At 59.1% G+C, this 22,873-nt stretch carries 18 protein-coding genes and 1 pseudogene; 12 read left to right on the forward strand and 7 right to left on the reverse strand.

From position 1 onward, the window contains the following. Positions 1-148: 148 nt before the first annotated feature. The 4 genes and pseudogenes from QFZ83_RS32070 to QFZ83_RS32085 all read left to right on the forward strand — a co-directional run bounded on the left by QFZ83_RS32070 (position 149) and on the right by QFZ83_RS32085 (position 3,252). The gene (locus tag QFZ83_RS32070) at positions 149-1,564 is read left to right on the forward strand and encodes an integrase arm-type DNA-binding domain-containing protein (protein ID WP_307512419.1); all 1,416 of its coding nucleotides are present in this window, start codon (positions 149-151) and stop codon (positions 1,562-1,564) included. Positions 1,565-1,601: 37 nt separating this feature from the next. Next, positions 1,602-1,855 (forward strand): annotated as a pseudogene (locus QFZ83_RS32815) (DUF1016 N-terminal domain-containing protein); the annotation flags it as partial. Between the two features lie 4 nt (positions 1,856-1,859). Further along, positions 1,860-2,399 carry a hypothetical protein gene (locus tag QFZ83_RS32080; protein WP_307512421.1) on the forward strand — a complete coding sequence of 180 codons (540 nt, stop codon included), beginning with the start codon at positions 1,860-1,862 and terminating at the stop codon, positions 2,397-2,399. After that, the gene (locus tag QFZ83_RS32085; protein ID WP_307512423.1) at positions 2,389-3,252 is read left to right on the forward strand and encodes a hypothetical protein; all 864 of its coding nucleotides are present in this window, start codon (positions 2,389-2,391) and stop codon (positions 3,250-3,252) included. Before QFZ83_RS32080 ends, QFZ83_RS32085 begins: the two co-directional genes overlap by 11 nt. A gap of 221 nt (positions 3,253-3,473) precedes the next feature. On the opposite strand, the gene QFZ83_RS32090 is transcribed toward QFZ83_RS32085, so the two are convergent. From QFZ83_RS32090 to QFZ83_RS32110, 5 genes are all read right to left on the reverse strand, one after another. Continuing rightward, a complete protein-coding gene (locus QFZ83_RS32090; RefSeq protein ID WP_307512425.1) occupies positions 3,474-4,796 on the reverse strand; it encodes a hypothetical protein in 1,323 nt (440 codons plus the stop codon). Positions 4,797-5,240: 444 nt separating this feature from the next. After that, a complete protein-coding gene (locus tag QFZ83_RS32095) occupies positions 5,241-5,849 on the reverse strand; it encodes a hypothetical protein (RefSeq protein ID WP_307512426.1) in 609 nt (202 codons plus the stop codon). A 195-nt stretch (positions 5,850-6,044) separates the two neighbouring features. Then, positions 6,045-7,616 (reverse strand): hypothetical protein, encoded by a 1,572-nt coding sequence (locus QFZ83_RS32100; protein WP_307512428.1) that lies wholly within the window; start codon positions 7,614-7,616, stop codon positions 6,045-6,047. Positions 7,617-7,648: 32 nt separating this feature from the next. After that, positions 7,649-7,936: a hypothetical protein gene (locus QFZ83_RS32105; protein ID WP_307512429.1), complete on the reverse strand. Its 288-nt coding sequence runs from the start codon at positions 7,934-7,936 to the stop codon at positions 7,649-7,651. A 203-nt stretch (positions 7,937-8,139) separates the two neighbouring features. Further along, on the reverse strand, positions 8,140-8,529 hold the full coding sequence (locus tag QFZ83_RS32110) for a helix-turn-helix transcriptional regulator (protein WP_307512430.1): 390 nt from the start codon (positions 8,527-8,529) through the stop codon (positions 8,140-8,142). 150 nt (positions 8,530-8,679) lie between these two features. Here QFZ83_RS32110 and QFZ83_RS32115 point away from each other — a divergent pair, with 150 nt between their 5' ends. The 8 genes from QFZ83_RS32115 to QFZ83_RS32150 all read left to right on the forward strand — a co-directional run bounded on the left by QFZ83_RS32115 (position 8,680) and on the right by QFZ83_RS32150 (position 18,431). Next, positions 8,680-9,789, forward strand: a complete 1,110-nt coding sequence (locus QFZ83_RS32115) for a multiubiquitin domain-containing protein (protein WP_307512432.1) — start codon at positions 8,680-8,682, stop codon at positions 9,787-9,789. Continuing rightward, positions 9,786-11,198, forward strand: a complete 1,413-nt coding sequence (locus tag QFZ83_RS32120) for a ThiF family adenylyltransferase (protein ID WP_307512434.1) — start codon at positions 9,786-9,788, stop codon at positions 11,196-11,198. Before QFZ83_RS32115 ends, QFZ83_RS32120 begins: the two co-directional genes overlap by 4 nt. Positions 11,199-11,353: 155 nt before the next feature. Next, positions 11,354-11,536: a DUF6527 family protein gene (locus QFZ83_RS32125; RefSeq protein ID WP_307512857.1), complete on the forward strand. Its 183-nt coding sequence runs from the start codon at positions 11,354-11,356 to the stop codon at positions 11,534-11,536. A 252-nt stretch (positions 11,537-11,788) separates the two neighbouring features. Beyond that, positions 11,789-13,165: a hypothetical protein gene (locus tag QFZ83_RS32130; protein ID WP_307512435.1), complete on the forward strand. Its 1,377-nt coding sequence runs from the start codon at positions 11,789-11,791 to the stop codon at positions 13,163-13,165. A 347-nt stretch (positions 13,166-13,512) separates the two neighbouring features. Further along, the gene (locus QFZ83_RS32135) at positions 13,513-14,682 is read left to right on the forward strand and encodes a hypothetical protein (protein ID WP_307512436.1); all 1,170 of its coding nucleotides are present in this window, start codon (positions 13,513-13,515) and stop codon (positions 14,680-14,682) included. A gap of 18 nt (positions 14,683-14,700) precedes the next feature. After that, complete coding sequence (locus QFZ83_RS32140; protein WP_307512438.1) at positions 14,701-16,443, forward strand: hypothetical protein; 1,743 nt, start codon at positions 14,701-14,703, stop codon at positions 16,441-16,443. 559 nt (positions 16,444-17,002) lie between these two features. Further along, the gene (locus QFZ83_RS32145; RefSeq protein ID WP_307512440.1) at positions 17,003-17,416 is read left to right on the forward strand and encodes a hypothetical protein; all 414 of its coding nucleotides are present in this window, start codon (positions 17,003-17,005) and stop codon (positions 17,414-17,416) included. A 631-nt stretch (positions 17,417-18,047) separates the two neighbouring features. Further along, positions 18,048-18,431 carry a toll/interleukin-1 receptor domain-containing protein gene (locus QFZ83_RS32150; RefSeq protein WP_307512441.1) on the forward strand — a complete coding sequence of 128 codons (384 nt, stop codon included), beginning with the start codon at positions 18,048-18,050 and terminating at the stop codon, positions 18,429-18,431. Positions 18,432-18,612: 181 nt separating this feature from the next. Here the strand turns inward: QFZ83_RS32150 and QFZ83_RS32155 are convergent, their stop codons facing one another. Beyond that, positions 18,613-21,186, reverse strand: a complete 2,574-nt coding sequence (locus tag QFZ83_RS32155; RefSeq protein ID WP_307512442.1) for a hypothetical protein — start codon at positions 21,184-21,186, stop codon at positions 18,613-18,615. After that, positions 21,179-22,828, reverse strand: a complete 1,650-nt coding sequence (locus tag QFZ83_RS32160) for a hypothetical protein (RefSeq protein WP_307512444.1) — start codon at positions 22,826-22,828, stop codon at positions 21,179-21,181. Before QFZ83_RS32160 ends, QFZ83_RS32155 begins: the two co-directional genes overlap by 8 nt. Positions 22,829-22,873: the final 45 nt, after the last annotated feature.

The raw sequence follows: 22,873 nt of genomic DNA on the forward strand, positions 1-22,873 counted from the left end.
ACAGCTCAAAAGCCCTTGTACATCAAGGACTTAGCCTCAAAAAAGGCGGCTCAAGCGGCATCACCGAATCTCACAAAGTCCCGTTCTTGCGCGTACCCCACGGTGTACCCCAGACTGCTTTTCAATCGCAGTCGATTTTGGGTACACCATGGGGCAACTCAACGAGCTTCAGATCAAGGCGGCAGCGCCGCGGGACAAGGAATATTTGCTGGCGGACGGCGACGGTCTATACCTTCGCGTGCGCCCGACCGGCAAGGTGTGGGTCTATCGCTACAAGAGGCATGGCAAGGAGGCCAAGCTCAGCATCGGGCACTACCCGGTCGTGACGCTTGCGGCTGCGCGCAGGAAGGCGCGTGCCGAGGCCGAGAAGCGCGCCGAAGGCGTCGATCCCCGCGAGGCACGGCGCGTGGAGGAAGAGCGCCATCGTGTCGCGCGCCTCAATACCTTTGAACGGACTGCCCGTGCATGGCACGCGCAGGCGTGGAAAGACCGCACATGGTCCGCCGGCTATGCCGAGAAGGTGATGCGCCACCTGGAATTGCACATCTTCCCGTGGATCGGTGCGCTGGCCATGGAGGCCATCTTGCCGACCGAGGTTGTCCGATGCCTTCACCGCATCAAGGAGCGCGGCAATCTGGAGACGGCGCAGCGCGTTCGCGAGGCCGTGCAGCACGTGTTCCAGTACGCCGTCGATGTGGGCGCGCTGGAGCCGGCCAAGAACTTCGTGAACAGCCGTACGGCTGGCCTGCCGCCACCTCGCACGCGCCACTATGCAGCCATCACGGACCCGCAGAAGCTCGGCCAGTTGCTTCGGGACATGCGTGCCTACAACGGCAACGTGATCACACGCGCGGCGCTGCAGCTCTCGCCCTTGTTGTTCCAGCGGCCAGGTCAGTTGCGGCTCGCGCACTGGGAAGATGTGGATCTTGACCAGGCGCTGTGGCGTTGCCCGCCCGAGAAGATGAAGTTGCGGGAGTGGAAGAAGCGGGATGTACGCACGCCAGCACATCTCGTGCCGCTGCCGAAGCAGGCGGTGGAGATCCTGCGTGACATCCATCCTCTGACCGGTCCGAGTGGGCCGATCTTCCGAAGCATGTCGAAGCGTTCCGAGAAGACGCGCTACATGAGCGATAACACCATCAACAGCGCACTGCGCACGTTGGGGTACGACACCAAGGAGCAGATTACCGGCCACGGGTTCCGTGCCACGGCGCGGACCCTGATTCGTGAACTCCTGGGATGCGATCGTGAGGTGATCGAGCGGCATCTGGCACATGGCTCCGATGAGGAGCTGGGTAGCGCCTATGACCGCGCCACTTTCCTGAATCAGCGGCGGAAGATGATCCAGTTGTGGGCGGATCTACTCGATGACCTGGCCGCGAACAAGGCGTTGGCGATGCCTTCTTGCACGGGGTTCGCGACAGCAAGGGGGAGCGGGATGAGTGTGGAGGCTGGCACTCTTGCCGGCGCGTTGCCCGTCTTGATGTCCGATTCCGAGAGCAGTGTTGACGCGTTGCAATGGCACACCCTCGCCGAATCTCGATCGGAGGGCATCAAGTCATGAGGGGCGGCTCCTTCTTCCAAGGCAAGCGCTGCGATTTTTGCCGAGCGGGTATGCCGATGTCTATGGGCATTGTCGAGTTGCTCGATGTAAGGTAGGCGGCTGCTCGGAGCTTCAATTCATTGATGACGGCAAGCTACTGGGAGGTCGGTCGCTGCATAGTCCAGGCGGAGCAGAAAGGCAGGCGGTGAGCGCGCTATGGCGAGCAACTGATCGAGCGGCTTTCTTGGACCTGATGGGGCATTCGGTCGAAGGTTCAGCTGTCAGAACTTGCGGCAGATGCACTCATTCTTTCTTCTTGGCAGATTCGCCAGACAGCGTCTGGCGAATCGAAGTTTCGTGCCCTCTGCAGGTCGAACTGGCGCCGATCCTCGATCGCACCGCGGTTTATTTCATCCACGGGAATCACGATACCGACTCAGATCCGGACTACGACAACCTGTTTGGATCGGAGCTCGCAGATCGCAACCTGCACGGGCGCATCGTCGAGCTTGCCGGGTACAAGGTTGCCGGCCTAGGCGGCATCTTCCGCGGAAAGATATGGGATCCGCGGCGACCGGTCGAGGAGGCCGCGTCCTTCTCGGCAGATGCGCTGCGCCGGTCCATGCGCCCCGAGGAGCGGTGGAGGGATGGCATCGCCCGCCGGCACCGGTCCACGATATTCCCGGAGGAGCGAACGATCGGCAGCATTTCGACGGGCAGTAGTGTCGTCATCGAACGAGTTGCCACCATAGCGTCGCCTGGCCTTTGCGCCTGCGACTGGCAAGTGAACCGCAGCTGTTTGCATTCCGCGAAAATCGGAATATTTACTTCACAGGAGACGACAAGTGAGCAGTAGCTTTAGTTTTGTGACGCGCATGGAGTTCAACAGCGTGGTCATCATCGACTCCTTGCCGCCTACTGACCCCCAAACTGGCATGGCTCTCTACGGTGCCTTGAGCAAGCTAACACCTCCCAACAATTTGCGACGCCTTAGTCACCACTTCGTTGAGAACCTTGGTCAAGTTCAGGACATCCTCAAGGACGTGGAAAAGCACTGCCATAGTGGCGAGCGACCTGTTCTTCATTTCGAGGCACATGGCAACGCTGATGGTTTTGGTATTCAGCGCGGCGCAAAGGATGAGTTTGTTGAATGGTCTACGATCGCGCCGTTGATGCGGCAGGTGAATGCTGCGAGTCAGTGGAATCTCGGGGTATTTTTTGGGGCGTGTGAGGGCATGGCGGCGATCAAACCTATTTCGCTTGAAGCGGCCACACCGTTCCAATATCTGATCGCTCCAACTGTCCCGGTGTATGACACTGACATCGAAGAGGTCGCCAAGGCGTTCTATCCAGAGCTCCTGAAAACGAGCAACCTCCTAGAGTCCTTCAGGACGGCCTCCATCGGCAAGCCATTCAAATGTTTTATTGCCGAGGAAGTCTTTGCAAGGGAGTTTGGGCGTGTCATGAAAAAACGCGGTGTGGGCGACGAAGCAAGAAAGGCGCACCTTGAGGACGCAGTTCGCAAGTCCAACCCGTCGTCGCCTGAGCAGGCAGAGTTCAATCGCAAGCTTCTTGAGCAGCGCGGCGATCCTGCTGAGCGGGTCTTCTCAAAGCTTGTGCAATCGTTTCTCCCAGGTGGCATCAGCTTCAGTTATGCGCAGCTGGTCGAATTTCTTGAGGAAAACAATCCCGCGCCGCCCGCTGCGTAGGCAGGCGGATTGCAGCGGCCGATCGACTATCTGGGCGCGGTACTGCCGATGAACTGGCAGATGAGGCGCTCTCCTTGATGGGCAATGGGCGCCGAGGGCTCAGCGCAACAGGCGAACCGCCGCTTGACCAGTGGAAACGTGACGTCAAAGCGCCGAACAAAAGGGTTCACCCGGGCAACCAAAGACGGACTCAGCCACTTGAATGATTTTGCGCGCTGGCCCTACGTCTCGGGTGCTGGCTCGGGCTCAGCCACCAAGTAGCCGGCCCTGTTTTCTCGCAGCAATGCGTCCAACTCGGGTACTGGTAAAAGGGACGCGGATCTGACCTGCTCGACAAATGTCCCATACCCTATGGCGCCAACGAGGTCAGCGCCTGTCTCGGTTGGCATCCTGACGACCCGCTCCACATCGGCGCGATCGAGCAAGGCGAAGATGGGCGATATCAACTTCGAGAAGCGGAAGTTCACATTGTTAAAGTTCCCTGCTTCCGCTAGGAGTTGCAGCGCCCGCTCTTTCACTACGTCGAGACGGCTGCCGCTGGCGACAATCTGTGCCAACTCCGTTGCATCGAGTTCCAGAATCCTCTCGCGGGCTGCAGCGGCCAGGTCGGCTTGCTTGGCTAGGCCAACGATCGCTTTTTCCATATCTGCAAGCGGCGCCGTCTTCAAAAACTCAACGAGCCGAATGCGCGCTACCTCGTTTAGGAGAGCTGTTCCTTCGTTCATTGTCGCCACCAGCAAGGCCACCGCCGGCAGCGCCGGATCGTCAACGTCGAGCACGAGCCGACTTAGCTTGTCGGAGATTCGCGCCTCAGATCGACCTCGATGAAGGTCGAGCAGCGCATCCAGAGCCGTCCCGATCTGCATCTTTCCATACACTGAACTACCGGGCGTGGCGTAGCCGAAGATGATGGTGTCGATGAAGCCACGGATCAATGCGTCATTGGCGTTCAACAGCGCGCTCCCGCGCAGCAGGATTAGCGCACGCGCTCTATCTTTTGGAAAGTAGTCCGACGCAACATCGGCTTGCAATGTTGCGATTGCTGAACGTCCTTGCACTGGTGGTTGCGAAAGCACATGCTCCACGGCATTTCGTAAGTGCAATCTCGCTTGCTCCGCTGACGGCCTGTACGGCTCGCCCGCACGTTGGAAGGAAGGATGCGCACATTGATGCCGATCGTCCCGAAGGCGGTCCAGGTCGCGAATTTGCTGATGATTGAAAAATTGCAGCCGATCCCTGCAGGTTGCCACGATCATTCGTTCGAACTCCAGTGCGCTCTTGACACCCTGGTCGTTGCCCGCTTCGATCTGCGCGAGGTACGCTTCGTACTGCGTGTTGATGGCGGTTGCGTTTGCGTCTCCAGACAAAGCAAGTTCACGGACTTTGTCGATCAGGTCGAACACCACCGCAATCCACGAGTTCACGATCGCAGACCTGTACGCGCCTGCCCGGTAACACGTAATGGCCTCTTGAACATACTCGCGCGCCCTTTCTGCGCGGCAACGCAGCGTCAGCGTTTCAATATCTACCAGAGAGTCGGACATGTGACTTGGTCCGCATCGCTCGAAGGGCAGTTGCGGCAGTATGTAAAGCGCGCACTTTAACCCGAGCGATGACGCCCTCGCAGCTAACGCATTACGCGCGGAGAGGCACATGCTGTAGGCAACGTGAACAGGTACGACCGATCCCAGATCGACGGCCACTCAATGCGAATCCATCAAGGGACCATTGAGGTCCACAGGTTCGAATCGCGTCCTGGAGCTCTACCTTGACGTTCTGCTGGCTGGGATCCAGCCCGAATAGCGGCGCCGGGATGGCGGGTCCAACGGCTTCGACGGCGAGCTGAGCTACGCGTTGCGCCGATCCAATGGACGCTCGTCTTCCTTACGCCCGGGAGAGACTGCATGCGGGGCCACGGCTACTGTCGATGCTCTCCTGAGTTTATTTTTCTCGGACTTCGACTGAACCCTTGGCAGCCACCAGCTGCTTTACAGGTTGTGAACGCTCTTGCCGTCTTCGGAGATCAGAAAGCCCCGGATCGTGGCCTCTCCGATACTGACTTTGACCTGCGTCGAGTTGGGCTGACCGCCCTCGATGTGCATCACCAGCACACCCGAATCCAAGGCTGGGAAGTGCTCGTAAAGCTGTCGCAGGGACTCGATTCTCCGTTCGACGTGTTGCCCCGTCTCGTGCGCGTAGGGTAGAGACGTCATGATCATCACTCGGCGATCGGCCTGGATGAGCAAGAGCTTCACGAAGTCTTCGCCGACGTTCTTCATTACCCCGTAGGCGGATGAAGCACTGGTGCCGCCCAACTCCGACTCGACTGCCAAGTGCGCCCGAAAGGCCGTGGGAAGGAGACTCAAAGTCTTCTTCTGAAAAATCTCCTTCGGATTGAATGACGTCACCAACACATCGACCATGTACTCGCTACGCATGCCGCCGCTGCAGAGGATCTCGTAGTCGGCATCGTAAGCTTGGCAGAAGAAGCGCTTTATGCTTTCCGTGATCTTTTTAGTGTCTTGCACGCCTTCGTTGATCAGATGGCTGCGGAGGCCCGAATAGATGTGCTGGTAGCCGAAGTGGTCAGGAAGCATGGCGATGGCCTAAGAAGCTGTTGACGCGCACGTTGCGGGAACTGGAGCACAGTGTTAGCGCATCGATCGATGCGAATCTGCTGCAGTGCAAGTTCGAGCCTGCTATCTGGCCCTCGCCCTCGCTGCGGCGTGGCTAAACGTTCCGCAATCTCGCATGCCTCATTGAACTCGAACGTCTCACCCAATCGACCAAAGCTAGACGTGTGCCGGCGGGGAAATGGGGAGCGCGAGATGGTCGTCGTATGAGATATAAAACTTGGGCTCAACCGGCAGCGCTTCCACCGTTTGGGCGGTCACAGTGAACCCCAGACCCGATTGGGTCTCATCGAACACCGCCCCATTCAGATGAGAGACCAGTGGGCGCGATGTCTCGACATCCGAGGTGGCATCGATGACGAAAAGCCCGACACGAGATGGCTTTGAGTCCGCCAGTTCTTGCTGCAGATGAAATTCCGCGACCCACACCCACGTCGGCAGATCGATCGTGCGACCAAACTTTTTGAGCGTCTCTGCACCCATGTCATCCTTATGCATGTGTCGCCGAAAAGCATGACGCTCCATCAGGAATTGCCTGACGACAATGCCATCGCGAAGGTTTAGAGGCACCTTCATGCCCGCGGCCAAGGGCTCTAGCAGCCGACGAAACCAGTCGTGCGCTAGCGCGTTGGCCTCAGCTGCCGTTGCAATCACTCCATTGGGGAAGGGCACGATGATTGAAGCGATGTCATCGAGTGCCCATCCATCCGCACTACCGACAGCACGGCGCGCAAGCTCTACATATGGACCCTGACCGTCGTTGTGAACGACGAGTGTTTCCATGCCCAATGCGGACGAGATCAGGACGTTTGGGGCAGTTGCTGCTGGGAGTCCATCCACACGCCTTCCAATTGCAGTCACCGCATGACCTTCCCCATCTGGCCGGATCATGCACAAGATGACAGGGAGGCCTGAAATGACATAGGGCTCTATCGCAGCACGCACATGATCGAGATCAGCGGGAGAGTAGTTCGAGAAAGCTGGCCAGTCTGCATTTCTGCGACTGGGGATCGGCACCACACAAGGATCGTGCCCTGCAAATTGAATGGCCTGCAGCATTTGCCCTACCGTCAATCCATTTCGGCCAGGAAAGACCCGATCCTCCATCAAGTACCGTGTCGCAGCCAGGGTGAGCTCTGCTGTGTTGAACGCCGAATTCCCTGTGCGACGGCGCTGGGTACGCAGCGCCATCCACATACTGGCCTGCGCGCACGCACCGACCGAATTGTCTTGCTGAAGGAACGGCGTTCCGATTACATGAAAGGTCTGACCTGCGATGTGAACCGGAAACTTATCACTGCAAGGTACTGAATAGTGCGAAGCGTCGGCCTCAAGAATGGTTGCCGCGACTGGTGCACTTATGAGTGGCCGTACAGTGGTGAATCCTATGTACGAATGAGCTTCTTGCTCGGCAAGATCAATCAGCCGCAAGGGATCCTCATCCTCGCAAACCTCTGTTCGAAAGGCATGTATCCGCGCGCACAGCGGACTCACGTACCGATGCTGCTTTAGATAGTAAGCGTGGTGTTCGGCAAAGAAATCTGGATCCCGCACGCGATCCTGAAGAAGCAGGCTTTTCGCCCCGCGCTCCTTCATGCATTCCCAGACGCGGGTCAGGGGGCCATGGAAGGGGGAGTTGACGTACCCTTTGGGAAGGCACTTTGATTGCTCAATAAATGAGCAGAACTCTAGGAACGTGTCAGGAAAAGATACGCACTTGTGCCTGGTCATCCAGGCCATTATCCGGTTAACTTGTTACCAAGTCACCGGAGTTTCATACGCAAAAGACTTTCCGGCACTGCCCGCTCCGCAGCACGGATGTGTTTGAGTTGATTGGAAAACTCGCGAACACCATGGTCAAGCACCTGGGCCCGCAACGCGTCGGGCAACTTAACCGAGACAGCAGCTTCGTTGACCGCCTTGTTCTTGTCGAAGACTTGTTCCCAAGCCGCTTTGTTGGCCGAATCAACGAGGTTGAGCGTCGTCAAGACCAGCATTTCAACCTCCAAAAAGAAAAGCCGACGATTATACGAAGAATAGTCGCTATTCATCAACCGCCCCTGATAGAAGTCAGACTAGCATTGCTATTGATTTTTAGCAATCAGTTAAAGGACGTAGAACGGCCGAAGCGTGACGTAGAAAATACGTGTGCACCGTGCTAGTGCCAGAACACGCGGCACTCAAGCTGCTCGGGCGCCGAACGCTTTAACGATTCAACTTAGCGATGGTTGACGAACAATCGTGCTTTTAGTTCCTACTTGACATCAGAACCAGCAGGGCCGGTCGATGGAGGCGTAGCCAGCGCTCGGTAGGTTGATTCCAAGATCGTCATCAACTGTTGCTTGGCCGCCTCGGTGAGGACTGTGTCTCGCCTGACAGCAAACGCGAGTTGCTCAAGCGTACTGGGGCTTTCGCCGTTGGTCTGTTCTATTCCCCCTACATAGTCTGCAGGGTTGATCCTTGCCCAAGCCGAAAGGGTGGCAAGGCTTGCGGCATCGGGCTTGCGGCCCTGCCCCATGCGAGTGAGGGTGGTCTGACTCACCCCCGTGTCTTGGCTCAACGCCTTCCACGTCGCACCCCGGTCCTTCACCGACCGCTCGAGCGCTGCATAGAACGCCTCGTTATCAAACTCTTTAGCCGTCACTTGACACCTTTTGTTTCAATTGCTTTATAGCAATTAGTTGCTTTTCAGCAGGATGGCGGGCAATATCTGCCCATCGGTTGCTTTATAGCAATTGACGAGCTAAGAGGCAACTCCTTAACCGCCTCGCCAGGTAACGAAAGGACCTGAAAAATGACCGCTGAACATTCCCCCCAACCCTGCCGAGACTCTGGCGCCTTCCAATTCCAGGCCGCCGGAAGTGATCTGCAGTTGAAGCCCTACCTTCTGGAGGATGCCACGCCAACGGGAGCGCAGATAGCCGCTGTACTCGGCTTCCGCCCGAATCAGCAAGTGACCGTGCTGCACTGGTTCGGCACCACGCTCGAAGACGTGCGCCCCGACGAAGTGGTCGACATCCGCGACGGCATGGCACGCTTCATCGTCGCGGAAAGCGACGGTGCCTGGCGCTTGGCCATGGACGGCCAGCGTCTCGACTGGCTGGCTCGTCACATTTCCGTGTCGACGCTGCGCCAGTTGACGAACATCCCCTCGGAGTTCGGGATTTACCTGGAACACGAAGACGAACCCGACGAGCTCCTGGATGAAGGTTACAGGCTCGATCTCCAGGCGCGCGGCGTCGAACGCCTCGCAAGCCGCCGCTCGACCTGGAAGCTCAACGTACAGGGCGAAATCCTCACGCTGCATGCTCCCACCATCATCGTGCGCGAAGCGCTCACCCAAGCAGGGTTCAACCCCGATCAAGGCTGGCACATCTACCTGAAGATCGAGGGTCAGCCGAAGGAGGTTGTGGGCCTGGACACGCTCGTCGATCTGCGCCGCCCAGGCATCGAGAAGTTGCGCCTGACGCCCAAAGATGTGATCAACGGAGAAGGCCCCTCGACGCTGGCGCGCGCGTTTTCCGTGCTCAACATCGATGAGGCCTTCCTCGATGCCAAGTTCCCGGGCTGGGAAGCAGTATTGGAAGGTGGCCGCCAGTGGCTGCTGCTGCCGAACCACGAACTGCCGCCGGGCTACTCCGCGCAGGTCGTGCAGCTTGCGCTGGAACTCCCGCCGACATATCCAGCCACGCAGATCGACATGTTCTACCTGTTCCCTGGGGTGACGCTGAGCACCGGCGCTCAGATCCCGGCGACGGAAGCGTCGGCCGAGATCCGCGGCCAGAGCTTCCAGCGCTGGTCGCGCCATCGCACCGCAGCCGGCCCGTGGCGCACTGGACATGACAACGTGAAGACGCACTTGGCCTTGGTCGACTCCGCGCTGCAGAAGGAGGTGCAACTGTGATCGGCGCCTCGAGCCTGACGCTCACGGCCGAGCTGCACGAGCAGGCCAGGAAGCATTTGTTCCCCGGCGATGGGCTCGAGGCGGCCGGCATCTTGCTGTGCGCGCGAACGCCCGGGCCCCGCGTACGCTTGGTGGCCCGGACATTCGTGCCGGTGGCGCACGCGCTGTGCGTACGCGATCCATACTTCCTGCGCTGGCCGGGGGCCGCGATCGAAGAAGCCATCGACACGGCGGATGCGGACAACCTCAGCCTGATCCTGCTGCACTCCCATCCTGGCGGGTTCTTTGCGTTCTCCGAACAAGACGATCGCAGCGACCAGACGACGATGCCCGGTCTGCTGCAGGCGATCGGCGCGCCCCACGGCTCGGCGATTATGGTGCCTGACGGGGCAATGCTGGCACGACTGTATACAACCGACCTGCGGCCCGTGCTCGTGGAACGCGTTACGGTGCCAACCGAGCGGCTGCGCTGGTGGTGGAGTGACGGAGCCTTCGCGTCCCGCCCGATGGCCTTCACATCGGCGACGCGCGAGGAACTGGGGCGACTGACGACGTGCGTGGTCGGGGTGTCCGGCACCGGCTCTATCGTGGCCGAACAGTTGGCACGGCTGGGCTTCGGCAGAGTGCAATTGATCGACTTCGATGAGGTCGAGTCGCGCAACCTCAATCGAATTCTGAACTCCACGCTGGACGACGCGCAGGCACAACGACCCAAGGTCGAGGTGTTCGAACGGGCCATCTCAGCCTTCCGCGGGCCCGGCATCGCGCAGCCGCTGAACGCATCCATCTTCAATCGCGAGGCCGTGCTCCTGGCCAGCCAGGCCGACGTGGTGTTCAGTTGCATGGACTCGCTCGAGGGGCGGCAGATCGTCGACATGTTGTGCGCGGCCTTCCTGCTTCCCCTCTTCGACGTTGGTGTTTCGATCCCGACCCGGCAAGGCAGCCATGATTCGAAGATCGTGGATGTGTGCGCGCGCTTGGACTATGTGCGGCCAGGCGGCCCCACGCTGCGCGATCGAGGCATCTATTCCGACTCTTCGTTGCGCGCAGAGTACCTGCGGCGCACCTCGCAGGAGGATTTCGCACGCGAGCTTGCGGCCGGATATATCCAAGGCGTTGCCGAAGAGGCGCCGTCCGTGATCACCTTGAACATGAACGCGGCTTCCGACTTGGTCATGGAGTTCATCGCACGCACTTACCCTTTCCGCAGCGCCAACATCGACGCCAGCGCGCAGCGTCGAATCAGCGTCGTCGAGCACGAGGATGAACTTATCTTGGAGAGCGCTTTTGAAAGCGCGCCGAACCCTCTGCTCGCGCGCGGTGATATAGAGCCGTTGCTTGGACTTCCGGCACTCGCTGCCCTGCCCGGCCAGACGGTCAAGTTCGGCGACCAGCGGAGAGGTGTTTGATGTTCACATGGTTCAAACGACTCGTCAGTGACGGGATCGAAAGATTCGGACCGCCGCGCAAACTGGTCATCGTCAAAGGCGACAGCCTGTCCGGTCGCCTTCCTCGCCGAGATTTGGTCTTGGCGAGAGATGATGAGGAGGATTGGTGCGTTGGTATGAAATGCCCCTGCGGGTGCGGCCGCACCATTGAACTGTTGGTGATTCCTGAAGCATCGCCGCGCTGGAACATCACTAGTGATAGCGCGGGGCGGCCCACCTTGCATCCTTCAGTTCACATGAAAGACGGGTGCAAATCGCATTTTTGGCTACGTCATGGGCGGGTTCAGTGGTGTAAGTAGCGCCGACCGCCGGCCTCTTCGGCGCAGCGCCACTCACCTCGCAAACGCCTTCTGATGCGAAACTTCAACCCCATGTCGCAGCCAGCCCCTCCTTCCCCGGCCGCCGCCGAGCTCCTCGCCAAGGTAGCGCCTGCAGCGCCGATGCGCGTTGACGATGCCGTGCGACGGATCCGAAATCAGTTGCGCAAATACTCGGCCCGATCTTTGGTCGACGTCGTGCTCCGCGAGCTTTGGACTGACCATGGCTCACCCATGGCAAACCTGAAGGCGGCTCCTTGGATATCGCTTCTTCTCGTGAAGTGGTCCCTGCAGGATCGGATGGTGCACATCAACGTCGGGCACCGGATTCCCCTATCCGCCTTCAATCGGCTTCGGCAGGAGGTGTGGGATCTTCCCGCGGCGATGGACGGTCCAAACGAACACGGCAATATGCACGCGATGATGCGCACGCTCCTGCAGCAGCAAATAGAGTTTCAGCGCGAACCGGGATGGGGTTTCCTGCGCTGGGCCGCCCTGATCTCGCGACGCCCTGCGAACGACGCTTTGTGGCAGCGGTTCCGAGAGACGCTCGGGATGGATCCCCATACCTACATAGATCTTTCTATGGCGTTATTCGCCAGCACAATCGATGGAAAAAGGACCATCACAGATCGATTTTTTGCGCCGTTACGTCCCGTGTATGGGCAATCTGTGGGAAAGTTTCTGGACCTGTTCGTAAGAGACTTGTCTGCCTTGCGCGGCGAACTTCAAAAGCCGGTTGCCCAAGAGGTGCGCGGCCGCGCCGAGCTCGCTGAGTTTCCATACTTGAAGCGTTATCCGTTTGTCCGCCTGGCGGCAGGCGAACTGACCTGCTGGCATCCGCTCGTTCTTGCTCGAGGTCTCGAAGACGCAGTTCACATTCGTCTTTCGGACCATGGGGAGGAATACACCCGCCCCTTCAGTCTGATCTTCGAGAGATACGTGATCGAACTTGCCACAGCGGCGATACCGGACGCCATCCCGGAGGCCGACTACGAACGTGCGCTGGGAGGCAACGCGCCAAAGGTGGAGGCTCTCATACAGCTCGACAGTTGCAACATCATGGTGGAGGCAAAGATGGCGCTCTTCTCCGACTCCATGATCGTGACAGATAACCCGGAGAAGGTCATGTACAAGACCAAACGCGTGCGTGATGCGATATCGCAGGGATGGAAAGTCAGTAAATCCCTCTCGCAAGAGACTAATCCTTACTACAGCGGCGAGCGCCCGGAGAACTTTCTACTGGTCGTCACGAGCCGCCAACTGCACCTCGGCTACGGGGAAATGCTTGCGCGTCTCTACCCTCCAGGACGGCTTGCCTATCCTGACGACGACGCAGAGCAACGACTCCCTCTCAACCATATCTTTATCCTCTCGATCGAAGAATTCGAGACCTTGATGGGAAGCGTTCAAGCAGAGAAGGTCTCTCTCTCGACTCTGCTGAGGAAAGCTGCTGCAGACAACAAGGAACCGAGCACCGCAAAGCTGTACTTTCTGGATCACTTGCGCGCACACGGGCTACGCAAGTTCCAGCCCCACCTGATCAAACAAGCGATTGATGACTCGCACCTCCGGCTCGCGAGTGTGCTTGGGGGCGGCGCTTTTGCTTGATTCTTTTCCGTTTGGGGAGATCGTTGGCGCCACCAGGCGGCCAAGTTCGCGTTCTTAATCTATTGGCTTCCTATGTTTCTCACGCCATGAATTTTTCAGTCCTTCAAAACAGCAAGGGTCCCATGTCGAGCACACTTTTATTCCCTCCTGAGGTGCGGTTCGAGGGCAGCTCTACCAGCACGCGGCTTCGCAAATTCTCTTCACGAATCGCCTCGCCGTTTAATCGAAGCACTCCTGAGGCATTTGGCATTACAAATCCGACGTTGGTGCCACAATGCCGGCAACCGTCAACTCGACGGCCGCCTCAAGAACTAGACGAAGCGGCATATGCCGACAGAGGAGAAGACATGACTCAATCGCCACCTTTGTTGCCCAGGGATACCTTACTGGGCCGGTCTATTAAAGGCGGATGGGTTGTGACCGAGAAACTCGAGAAGAAGGCTGGCGACTCTGGAGGAAACTTTGGGACCGGCTATACCGCCCGACGAGGCGAAGGCGAACTCGCCTTTGTGAAGGTAATCGACTACGTCCGCGCGATGAGAAGCGGGGATGCTGCTGCAGAGCTTTCGAAGCTTACGCGCGAGTTCCAGTTCGAGCGGGAAATCTTGGAATACTGCACGAGCAGAGGCCTGAGCAAAGTCTTGCGCTTTTATGGTCACGATGAGTTTTTTGCCGACGGCAGTGACGATCCGATGATGAAAGTTTCGTGCCTCATCATGGAGGCCGGCGAAAAAGATCTGCGTCGGCTCGTGAACACTGATGGCGCAGGAACGCGAGCTGGATGCGCGTGGAACTTATTCATCATCAGCGACATAGCGTTGGCCATTTCTCAGCTCCACGCCAACGGGATCGCTCACCACGACATCAAGCCGTCAAATGTCATTGCGACCAAAACTGAAGGCGTGGCTTTTCTCAAGAGGAGCGGGAAGCCTCAGCCCCAGGAAGCAGCCCCGGCGCCCGACGGGGGCATCAAGGCTCGGCAAGAGGTGAAAGTCGGTGATCTTGGTCGCGTTCTGCGCAAGGATAAGGACGGCCCGTTCAATGGGTATGGTTTTGCAGGGGACGAGCGCTACCAACCGTTGGAGTCCTTCTACGGTCACGTCCCAACAACAGGCTGGGTCGATGCACGCGATGCCGCCGACGCCTACATGCTCGGAAGCATCATGGTCTATCTTTTTACCGGAGTCAGCCTTCAACAACTCTTAGTCAAGTACGTCCCGGAACAGTTTGCTCCAGGCACTTGGCAGGGCGACTACGATCAGGCTTTGGTGACCGTCTTGAACGACGCGACGACGAGAGCACTGCACGACATGCTCAGGCCAACATTGCCGGAGGAATATGTCGATGCCATCATGGGTATCACGCAATGCCTGACTCATCCGGATCCCACGCTGCGCGGTGATTTGAAGGCGCGTAGTCAGCACGGCAGATCTGTGGGACTCGATCGCATTCACCAGCGACTGCACCTGCTGGCCCGCCGATGTGCAGCAGACGAACGCGGCCGTCTTGCGGCGTGACCAAGGAGCTCTCGCGCCATGAAGGCAATGCTTCCGACCCGCCGATTGATCCCAAAATGGCGTCAGGTCAAACGCTCACTTGCTACCAACGAAGCAGCAGCAAGCGTTTCAACCACTAAGACATCGGGAACATCGGAAAAGCCGCGAGATGGGAATACGCGAACGCAGCCCACCCCTAGTTTAAAGATCAAAGTCGACCTGGAGGAGTTTGAGCAAGCGGTGGCGCTATGGAAGGAATTCAAGGAACCAGGTGTACTGGGTGACATCCTTTCGTTCTCCATGTATCCCTCACTGCAACGACGCATCATCGATATCGGCACCCAAGCCCTCCAGATCGGCGCAGGCGTGTCGACGACACAGCGTTTCATGATTCGTCATCTGGCAAATACCAATGGTAGGGGAGATGACCTGCTATTGCCGGAGCCGGGATCTAATGCAAAGGATCAAGTGCGCCCCTTCGCGCAGCCGATCCGAAGATTGCGCGAGTTGCTGCGTACAAATCCACGGAACCCACTGGCACTTCTTGACTTCGCTCAATTGCAAGCTGCAATCGGGCACAACGACACTGCGGAGCGAGCGCTACAAAGCGCCCTAGGACTAGCCCCGAGTAATCGCCTCGTCCTTCGCACGCTTGCGCGCTTCTACGTCCATGCCGGTGATCCTGAGCGTGCGCACCTCTTGCTTCGACGCAATGCGCGCACTCCTTACGATCCATGGTTGATATCGAGCGAGATCGCCTTGGCGAATCTCGCAGACACACACTCGACTTTTTTGACCAAGGGCCGGCGCATGCTGGTCGAGGCCGGAAAATCCCCCTCGTCAAACTTCTCTGAGCTGGCGGGCAGCATCGCCATGGTGGAACTGGAGGCAGGCAATCTTAAGAAGGCGAGGGAGCTGCAGCGCATTGCGTTACTTGATCCAACTGACAACGTTGCAGCGCAAGCAGTGGACCGTATCCGTCAATTTGGAATAGCGCTGAACTCTCCGAAGATCGAACACGCAATCTCCTCGTCCGCGGAGGCACAGATGCTGCAAGCCTGGCTTACTTCTGACCCCGCGGCGGTTGAAAATCATGCGCTTGATTGGCACAACGAAGAGCCGTTCTCAAGCCGACCCATTCAAGTACTGACTGCCTTGTTCGCCTACAAGCGAGATACGCAACGGGCTCTCAACTGGCTGAGTGTCGGCCTTCGCTCGGACAGCGAGGATCGAGGGCTCTTGCTCAATCTTGCTTTCGTGCAGGCTCGCGCCGGTCACTTGGAGCAAGCGCGACAAACCATTCTGAAGACCAGGCGTCTTTGGCGTCAGGATGCGGAGCCCTATCTGCTGGCAACCGAGGGGGTTATTGCCTACCAACTCCAGCACTTTGACGAGGGTGACCGCTTGTATAGCAACGCGATTGCGTTGTGCGAAAAGCTCGATGGGCAACAAGGAAACATCTCCACCGACTGCATTCTCAATCAGGCCATCATCGCACTCGAATTACAGCATCCTCGTGCCGCCGAGATCGTTGCCCGCTCGAATGATGCGATGACTAAGAAGCCGAGTCGTGAAGCTTTAATGCTGTTGAAGATCGTTACGAGCGAAGCCAACGCGCCGGAACTTCCCCAGCCCGCTTTGCAAGAGGAGTCCCAACGTCAGCGCTTGACCAGCCAGTGGGTTTTCAATTCAAAAACTAACACGCTGGTAGAACGCAAGGGCCTGACCGCCCCCGGTGCGAAAGCGATTTTGTTGCTAGAGGACCTGGACCGAAACAAATAGGCCGGGTGATCGAATGCCAAGAACTCTGACCAGAAAAAATGCAGACTGCCCTTAGCCTCTGGGATTAGCAGAGATCGCTGAGACCATATGGCCTTGCACCACCAGGAAACACGAATCCGCCTCGCCCAAAATTCAGTGCTGCGCGGTGCCAGTCATGTACTCATAGGCTAGTACAAAGTGTGAGCATGCACTTGGGGTTGATGCACACGGTGGCGACCACGACATCGCAACCGACACTGCTAATGGATTGACGTGCCACAGGGGGGCCGCGGCTAACGCCGCGGCGAAGACCGTGTGCACAACATAGCTGCCCACAGCTGAAGCTGTGGACAGCCGGCCTCACGGCCGGTTCCTATGTTGCACACACTCTGCTTTCAAAAATGAGAGACACTGAAGACGTTTCGTGGTCTTGTCAGAGACCAGAGACCAGAGACCAGAGACCAGAGACCAGAGACCAGAGAGCGCATGGGGAAGGTAAGACTTCATGTTTTGACAATGTGAAGTGTCGAAAAGCTAAATCGAAGCGCTCGCAAGGAATCCAGAGACGCGCGAGGCCGAGATGCACAAGGCCATCGAGCGCAACCTCTGGATCTTGGGAGCGACCTTCACCTTCTTCCGCTCCCACCAGATGCTGAAGCGCACGGTGGAGGCCGCGTTGGGCCGCAAGTACGATGGCGCCAAGGCTTCGGAGCGCCCCGACTTGTTGCTGAACGAAGATCTCAACGGAGCGTCTCTCCTGGTCGAATTCAAGCGCCCGTCGCATGCGCTGAATCACGACGACTACATCCAGGTCATCAGCTATCGGCACGAGCTGTCGAAGCACATGGCCAAGCCGATCCGGGGGCTGCTGATGGGAGGGCGAAGATCTCCGGACTTCCCTACGATGCAGCGCGAGACAGAAGTGGAAGCATTTGCCTTTTGCGACGTGATTGCACCGGCGCGACGAGCGATCGACTGGCAGCTTTCGATGTAGCGTTAAAAAAAGCATCCCGAGATGCGAATCAAAGGTTTCGTTGCTTGCTTGACAATCGCCAGGGTTGATGCCGGGCCAAGCTGCACTCACTCCTATCGTGTAACTAATTCTCCTTTTGGCAAATTTATTTCCTTTCTTGTCAACCATTGTCTTGGCAAAAGCGGTCGTAAGCTGTTGATTTATATAGAGAAGGATATCTGGCACGTTGTTCGCAATAACGAGGTAGCGGCAGCCACGCAGTGTGGACGCCAATGAGAAAGCGGCGGCTCGACAAGTCGCTAACAAACCTCGAAAGGAATTGACATGACCAGATGCACCGCTCCATACCAGGGGCATCGCACTGCGAGCGGCCGAGCGGCTTGCCCTGCATGCGGCGGGGGCTATGGTCGCTACGGCGGCTACGGCGGCTACGGCTCGAGTTCTTACCCTTCTTACTCCCCGTCGCCAAACGCCGGGTCGAGTGGTGGGGGTGGCGCCAGGGGGGCCGGCCGCAGCACAAAGCCTCGCTGGTCGCGGGCGGGTTCCTCCGTGATGTATACGCCTGCTGAAGTGCAGGCGCTCACGCTGATTCGAAAAACCGTCGAGATGCGAGCGGCGGAACGGCCCGACCTCCGAGACGTCTTTCTGTGCCATGCATGGGACGACCGGGGCCGCCAAAGAACTGCACGATTTGCTGGTGACAGCAGGCGTCAAGGTTTGGTTCAGCGAAAAGGACCTCGCTCTCGGTGGACCGATGATGCGCGCTATCGACAAGGGACTCGCAAACTCTCGGATCGGGCTCGTGTTGGTGACCCCTGCACTGCTGACCCGCCTACCCAAAGAAGGCATTGCCGACAAAGAGCTTTCGGCGCTGTTGGCGCGTGACCAGCTCATCCCTATTGTGCACAACACGACATACGAAAGACTCCGTGACATCAGTCCTTTGCTCGGCTCACGAAGTGGCCTGGACACCGGAGAGGATTCGATGGCAGTGGTCGCCGACAAAATCGCTGAGCTGGTCGCGGTCGAATCCTGAGGTCTCGTTGATCAAGTTTTGGCGTGGGGGTAAGTCACGGTCAGGTAGAACTGGCCGCTCCTGAGCTACTACGCTATGGAGGCGTGTCGGGGCACAAGCGTGATGGCGGCCTCGGCGACAACTCAGCGGAGAAACGGCGAAACACGCGGATACTGCAGAGCGAATGCTCGGCCCATGGAAATTAACAGGTAGGGTTCACTGGACGCCAGGCGAAACGCGTAAACCTGCGCTCTTCGTCCAGTTCACTCAAGCAAATGTCCTGTGCGTTCGCATCAACGACGACGCTGAATCGGGGGGGGCTGGAATGGGGGAAATGCATCAGATCGCCGGCCTTGATGCCTGCTCTGTCCAAGTAGGCCGTGGCAGGGGCCGTGGCGACTTCCAGACCGGTCGTGATGTGATGCTCGAGCCAGTTTTCGCCATAGGCGCTTTCGTCAGCCGTTGGCGTATTGGTCATTCGCACGCTGGAGGCAAGTTGCTCGGTGTCCTCGTCATCGACGGCGATGGCCGGGAGGAGGTCGTAAAGGTATGCGTACGCCGCAACCAAATAGTCCTTTGTTGCCTTCGGCGCCATGGGCTCAATGCGCTTCAGGAGGCTGTGACCAATGTCCCAGGCGAGCCACGCGAGCAGTGCGCGCACTTGGCCGAGTTCCGCGACTTCGTCGGCCTCGCCATCGCGGATATCGCGCACGATGCCCTGCGCACGCCCGAAAAGGATGACCATCGACTGCGACAAGAGATCCTGACGGGTCTCCGAGTCGACGAACCCTGCCATGCGGCGCCATTGAGGCAGGTGCCGAAGGCGCCTGAACTCCCTCACCAGTGACAGCACCGCGACGAGCTGGACCACGCTGGTTCGTATCTTGGCTGCCCGCACGTCAGGCTTGGTCTCACCTTGCGCCGCTTTGAGCTGCTTGATCATGCGCCGCACGAGCTGCTTGAGCCGCTTTCTCACCGCGTCAATCGCTTGCAGGGGCAGCGCAGCGGGAGGCTCTTGGCTGGCCTCCTCATGCTCAGTTCCGACTAGCTCCTCTTCCGAGAACACCGGTTGCTCGCCGGTCGATGCGGCCGGCGTGGCTGATCTTGGAAGTCCCTGGCCCAGGCGGTAGAAGAGGGCGTCGAGCACGTCGAGCAGGCTTCCTGCTTGCAGAAGGCGCCTCTTCTTGTTCTTGCTCTCACTGGCGCTTTCGCCGATGTGGACAGCGAGCGATGCCGGGCGTGCCGAGGTCCCCGGGGTTTGTCCACCCGCGCCAGGGCGCACGGTGCCTGTCGGCGGCGACACCACTTGCTCCGGATCGTCGAAGATGGCCTTCTCGATCTGTTGGATGAGCGATTCGATGTTGGCACCGCTGAAGTCCAAGCCGGCCAACGCGTCCTGAAGTGCAGCCCTGTGCGAGCGCACCACACCACGGCCCACAGCCGCATCGTGGTGCACGATGACGCGCAGGAGTTTGCTACCGCGGCCGCTCAGTTCCAGCCACCGCACTTCAGCCGCCCTCTCGCCCAACTCCGCGAGCGCGCTTCCATCCTCGGAACGTCCCAGGCTCGCAGGTGCGGTGCGGGAACCATCCTCCAGGTGCGTGACGAACTCAGCAAGTCCCACGGAGTCCGACGCCGGGATCAGGACGGTTGAAGCCCCCGCGGCAAGAGCGACGATCCGCACCGGAGCGCTTGGGGCGTCGGTGTCGTTCTCGTCATCCTCGTGCGTGATCGGTATTGCGCGTAGCTCCGCGTCATCCATCGCGCGGGCAGAAAACCCCTGCGCAAGATCGCTGGCGAAGCTCGAACTTGCCACCTCAAGGCTTGGCCGAACGAGCATGGCCTCGAAATTGGCACGCGCACCTCCAAGCCAGGCGGGCCGGCTCGGATTCGCGCTGCCTGCAACGAGCATGTGCGAGCCGCCGAAGTCAAGAAGGAGCGCCTTGGCGTGAAGATAGCGCTCGGCATTCCCCGCCCAGAGCTCTCGCGCATCAATGAACTGCGAACGAAGTCCTTTGGGATAGCCACCAAGCTTGACGGTGGTGGGGTCGATGATCACCTTGATCGTGGCCCCGGGCCAACGGGCCTCCAGCGCTTTCAGAAAGGCGTGTTGAGTATCGAAGAACGCGCCGGTCACCACCACGCGCCTGGGCATCGCCGGGATCGCGTGGTCGAGCTGTTCGAGCAACGACGGTCCGCTGCTGGATTGCCCGAGCAGGCGGATGTCGGAAAGCTTCGATTCAGCGCCGTCTGCTTGCGGAATCATTTCGCCGATCCTGTGCGCGGCCTCCAGTACGGATGGTGCCAACACCCCCTCCTGGGTCCGAAGCCATTCACGGATCAGGCTCCAGACGTGACTCAGCACCAGCTTGTGAGCAGGGTCGCTGTCCGGCCCCACGTCGATGTGCGTTGTGACCTCCCGATTGAAGCCGAAGCCTGAAAGCGTGAGGTTGTGGCTGCCAATGAACAGAACACAGCGCTTCTTGCTGGCAAGCAGACAGATCTTTGGGTGAAACGCACCAGGCGCGGTCATGGGGATGAGCGCATACGCCGAACCGGCCAAGCGCGGTCTCAAAGATGGGGTGGCCCATGAACGCGCGCACTGGACGGCGTCCATCAGCACCACGTTGTGCCGCGACTCGGCCGCCAGCAGGCGTCGAAGCACGACTTCCTCGTAGAACGGGAGCGTCGCGTTGAAGGTCGTCATCAAAGACGCCTCAAACTTCGCACCTTTCAGCGCCGCCAGCAGCGAGATATCGTCGCGCGTTTCACTCATGAGAGGTCTCGAACAGCTGGATGCCAAGCGTGGTGGCCCGCAGATCACCGCTGCCGTCGTGCTCTCGGGCCAGGGCGCCGACGTCCCACAGGATCTTGATCGCTTGTCGGACTCGGGGATTGGTCTTGGCGGGCACGGGGACGTCACCGCGTGGCTCGATTCCCCGCTCGGTAGGGTGGATCCGGAAGGTGGCGGTCGAGCTCTGTCGCAGCTTGCGCAGTGCGACGCGCAGATGAGTTTCCAGGATCCAGGCGACCAGGTCCGCAACGACCGCTGAAAGCGCCATGTCGTCCCATTTCACGCAACGCTCCCGAAACGATCCCAGGTTGATCTGGGAGTCCAGAAGCTGGGCCGGGTCCATGGACAGATGACCATAGGCAGGGATATCGCGGTTCTCCCGAATCCGAAGAAGCGCCAGTACGCGCACGACGGAGGTCAGGAAAGCTGGCTCCCGATCCAACTGCTGGCGCTCCCTGGAAACGCGGGCAGCAGCCCATGCCAACTCGTGCCCGTCGGCCATGAAGTCGCCAAGCGCCGGGGCACCGGACTCCAGAGAGCTGCACAGAGCGCCAAAGGTCTTCGCCTTCAGCTTGCCAAGTGCCTTGAGGAGTTCGGGGTGCCTCGCGAGCGACTGACTGAATTCTTCGATGGAGCCCGGCGGCGTCGGCTTCGTTGCCAGCGCATTGAGCGAGATGGCGAAGGCCTTCTGCATCGCAACGGACATCAGGTCATTCCGGACATAGTAGGCCCAGGCCAGCCGGGTGTGAGCCAAGGAGGCAGGGGGGCGCCATGCTGTGCCGTCCGCGAGGGTTTCCGTGTACACGGCTGCGCGAAAGGTCGGCTCGTCGAGCGCCGAGAGTTTTGCGGCCTCTAGTGCACCAGCCAGATGCAGCAAGAGTGCCAGACTCTTGCGTCGCTGGACTCCTTGCGCCTCGAATTCGCGCTGTCGGTCGAAGAGGATATCGAGCAAGGCAGCCTGTTCGTCTTGCCGCTGAGGCAGACAACAAGGGCAGAAGTCTTGGAGCGCATCCAGCGTCTGCGCTGAAACGGTATCGGTATCCACGGCTTTCCAGAAGGCACGACCGTCGACACCCTTGTCGAATGCCCGCGCGATCGGTTCGCCGCGCTCAAGTGTGTAGCTCAGCCATGGCTTTTCTACTGCGGCCAAAATGTCGAGTTGCGTCAATGTCCCCGCGTAATACTGGCCGAGTCCGCCAAGCCGGTTGGCGAAATAGCGCTCGGGGGAGTCCTCGCGAGTCGCGTGGGTCGAGAGACGAACCGACTGTCCTTCGCCGATCCGCCTGACGGCGTCGTTGAGCGCTTCTCGCCCGACCATCGCCGGCCCGTGGCGTGCCGTGTCGCCACCCGTGACTTGTGCATGGCGCTCGGCGATCATCGTAAAGAGGCAATCGGCTTTCCGATACGCCTCCAGGAATGCGTCGAAATTCTCGCGCTGGCTGTCTCGCTGCGCGTAGGACCAGATCAACCACGGATAAAAACTGTAGTACCGGGCTCTGTCCGTGACATTCGTGATGCCGGGAAGCAGCTGCGAGTAGATCAGGATGCACGGGCCCTGTGTACCCACGTGATCGAGGCCACCTATGGTGTGCGGAGGTAATACCCAGCTGGTTTTGATTGCCATGGATTCTCGGATCAGATTGAAAATAGGGATCTAGAGGGAAGCGGT

It is taken from the genome of Variovorax sp. W1I1, assembly GCF_030815625.1.
Classification (GTDB): domain Bacteria; phylum Pseudomonadota; class Gammaproteobacteria; order Burkholderiales; family Burkholderiaceae_C; genus Variovorax; species Variovorax paradoxus_C.

Coding starts and splice junctions, on each gene's coding strand:
- QFZ83_RS32105 (WP_307512429.1), bottom strand. CDS start 7,936: ATGAATAGCGACTATTCTTCGTATAATCGTCGGCTTTTCTTTTTGGAG.
- QFZ83_RS32070 (WP_307512419.1), top strand. CDS start 149: ATGGGGCAACTCAACGAGCTTCAGATCAAGGCGGCAGCGCCGCGGGAC.
- QFZ83_RS32090 (WP_307512425.1), bottom strand. CDS start 4,796: ATGTCCGACTCTCTGGTAGATATTGAAACGCTGACGCTGCGTTGCCGC.
- QFZ83_RS32155 (WP_307512442.1), bottom strand. CDS start 21,186: ATGAGTGAAACGCGCGACGATATCTCGCTGCTGGCGGCGCTGAAAGGT.
- QFZ83_RS32100 (WP_307512428.1), bottom strand. CDS start 7,616: ATGACCAGGCACAAGTGCGTATCTTTTCCTGACACGTTCCTAGAGTTC.
- QFZ83_RS32150 (WP_307512441.1), top strand. CDS start 18,048: ATGCATGGGACGACCGGGGCCGCCAAAGAACTGCACGATTTGCTGGTG.
- QFZ83_RS32130 (WP_307512435.1), top strand. CDS start 11,789: ATGGCAAACCTGAAGGCGGCTCCTTGGATATCGCTTCTTCTCGTGAAG.
- QFZ83_RS32145 (WP_307512440.1), top strand. CDS start 17,003: ATGCACAAGGCCATCGAGCGCAACCTCTGGATCTTGGGAGCGACCTTC.
- QFZ83_RS32160 (WP_307512444.1), bottom strand. CDS start 22,828: ATGGCAATCAAAACCAGCTGGGTATTACCTCCGCACACCATAGGTGGC.
- QFZ83_RS32135 (WP_307512436.1), top strand. CDS start 13,513: ATGACTCAATCGCCACCTTTGTTGCCCAGGGATACCTTACTGGGCCGG.
- QFZ83_RS32095 (WP_307512426.1), bottom strand. CDS start 5,849: ATGCTTCCTGACCACTTCGGCTACCAGCACATCTATTCGGGCCTCCGC.
- QFZ83_RS32125 (WP_307512857.1), top strand. CDS start 11,354: ATGAAATGCCCCTGCGGGTGCGGCCGCACCATTGAACTGTTGGTGATT.
- QFZ83_RS32115 (WP_307512432.1), top strand. CDS start 8,680: ATGACCGCTGAACATTCCCCCCAACCCTGCCGAGACTCTGGCGCCTTC.
- QFZ83_RS32140 (WP_307512438.1), top strand. CDS start 14,701: ATGAAGGCAATGCTTCCGACCCGCCGATTGATCCCAAAATGGCGTCAG.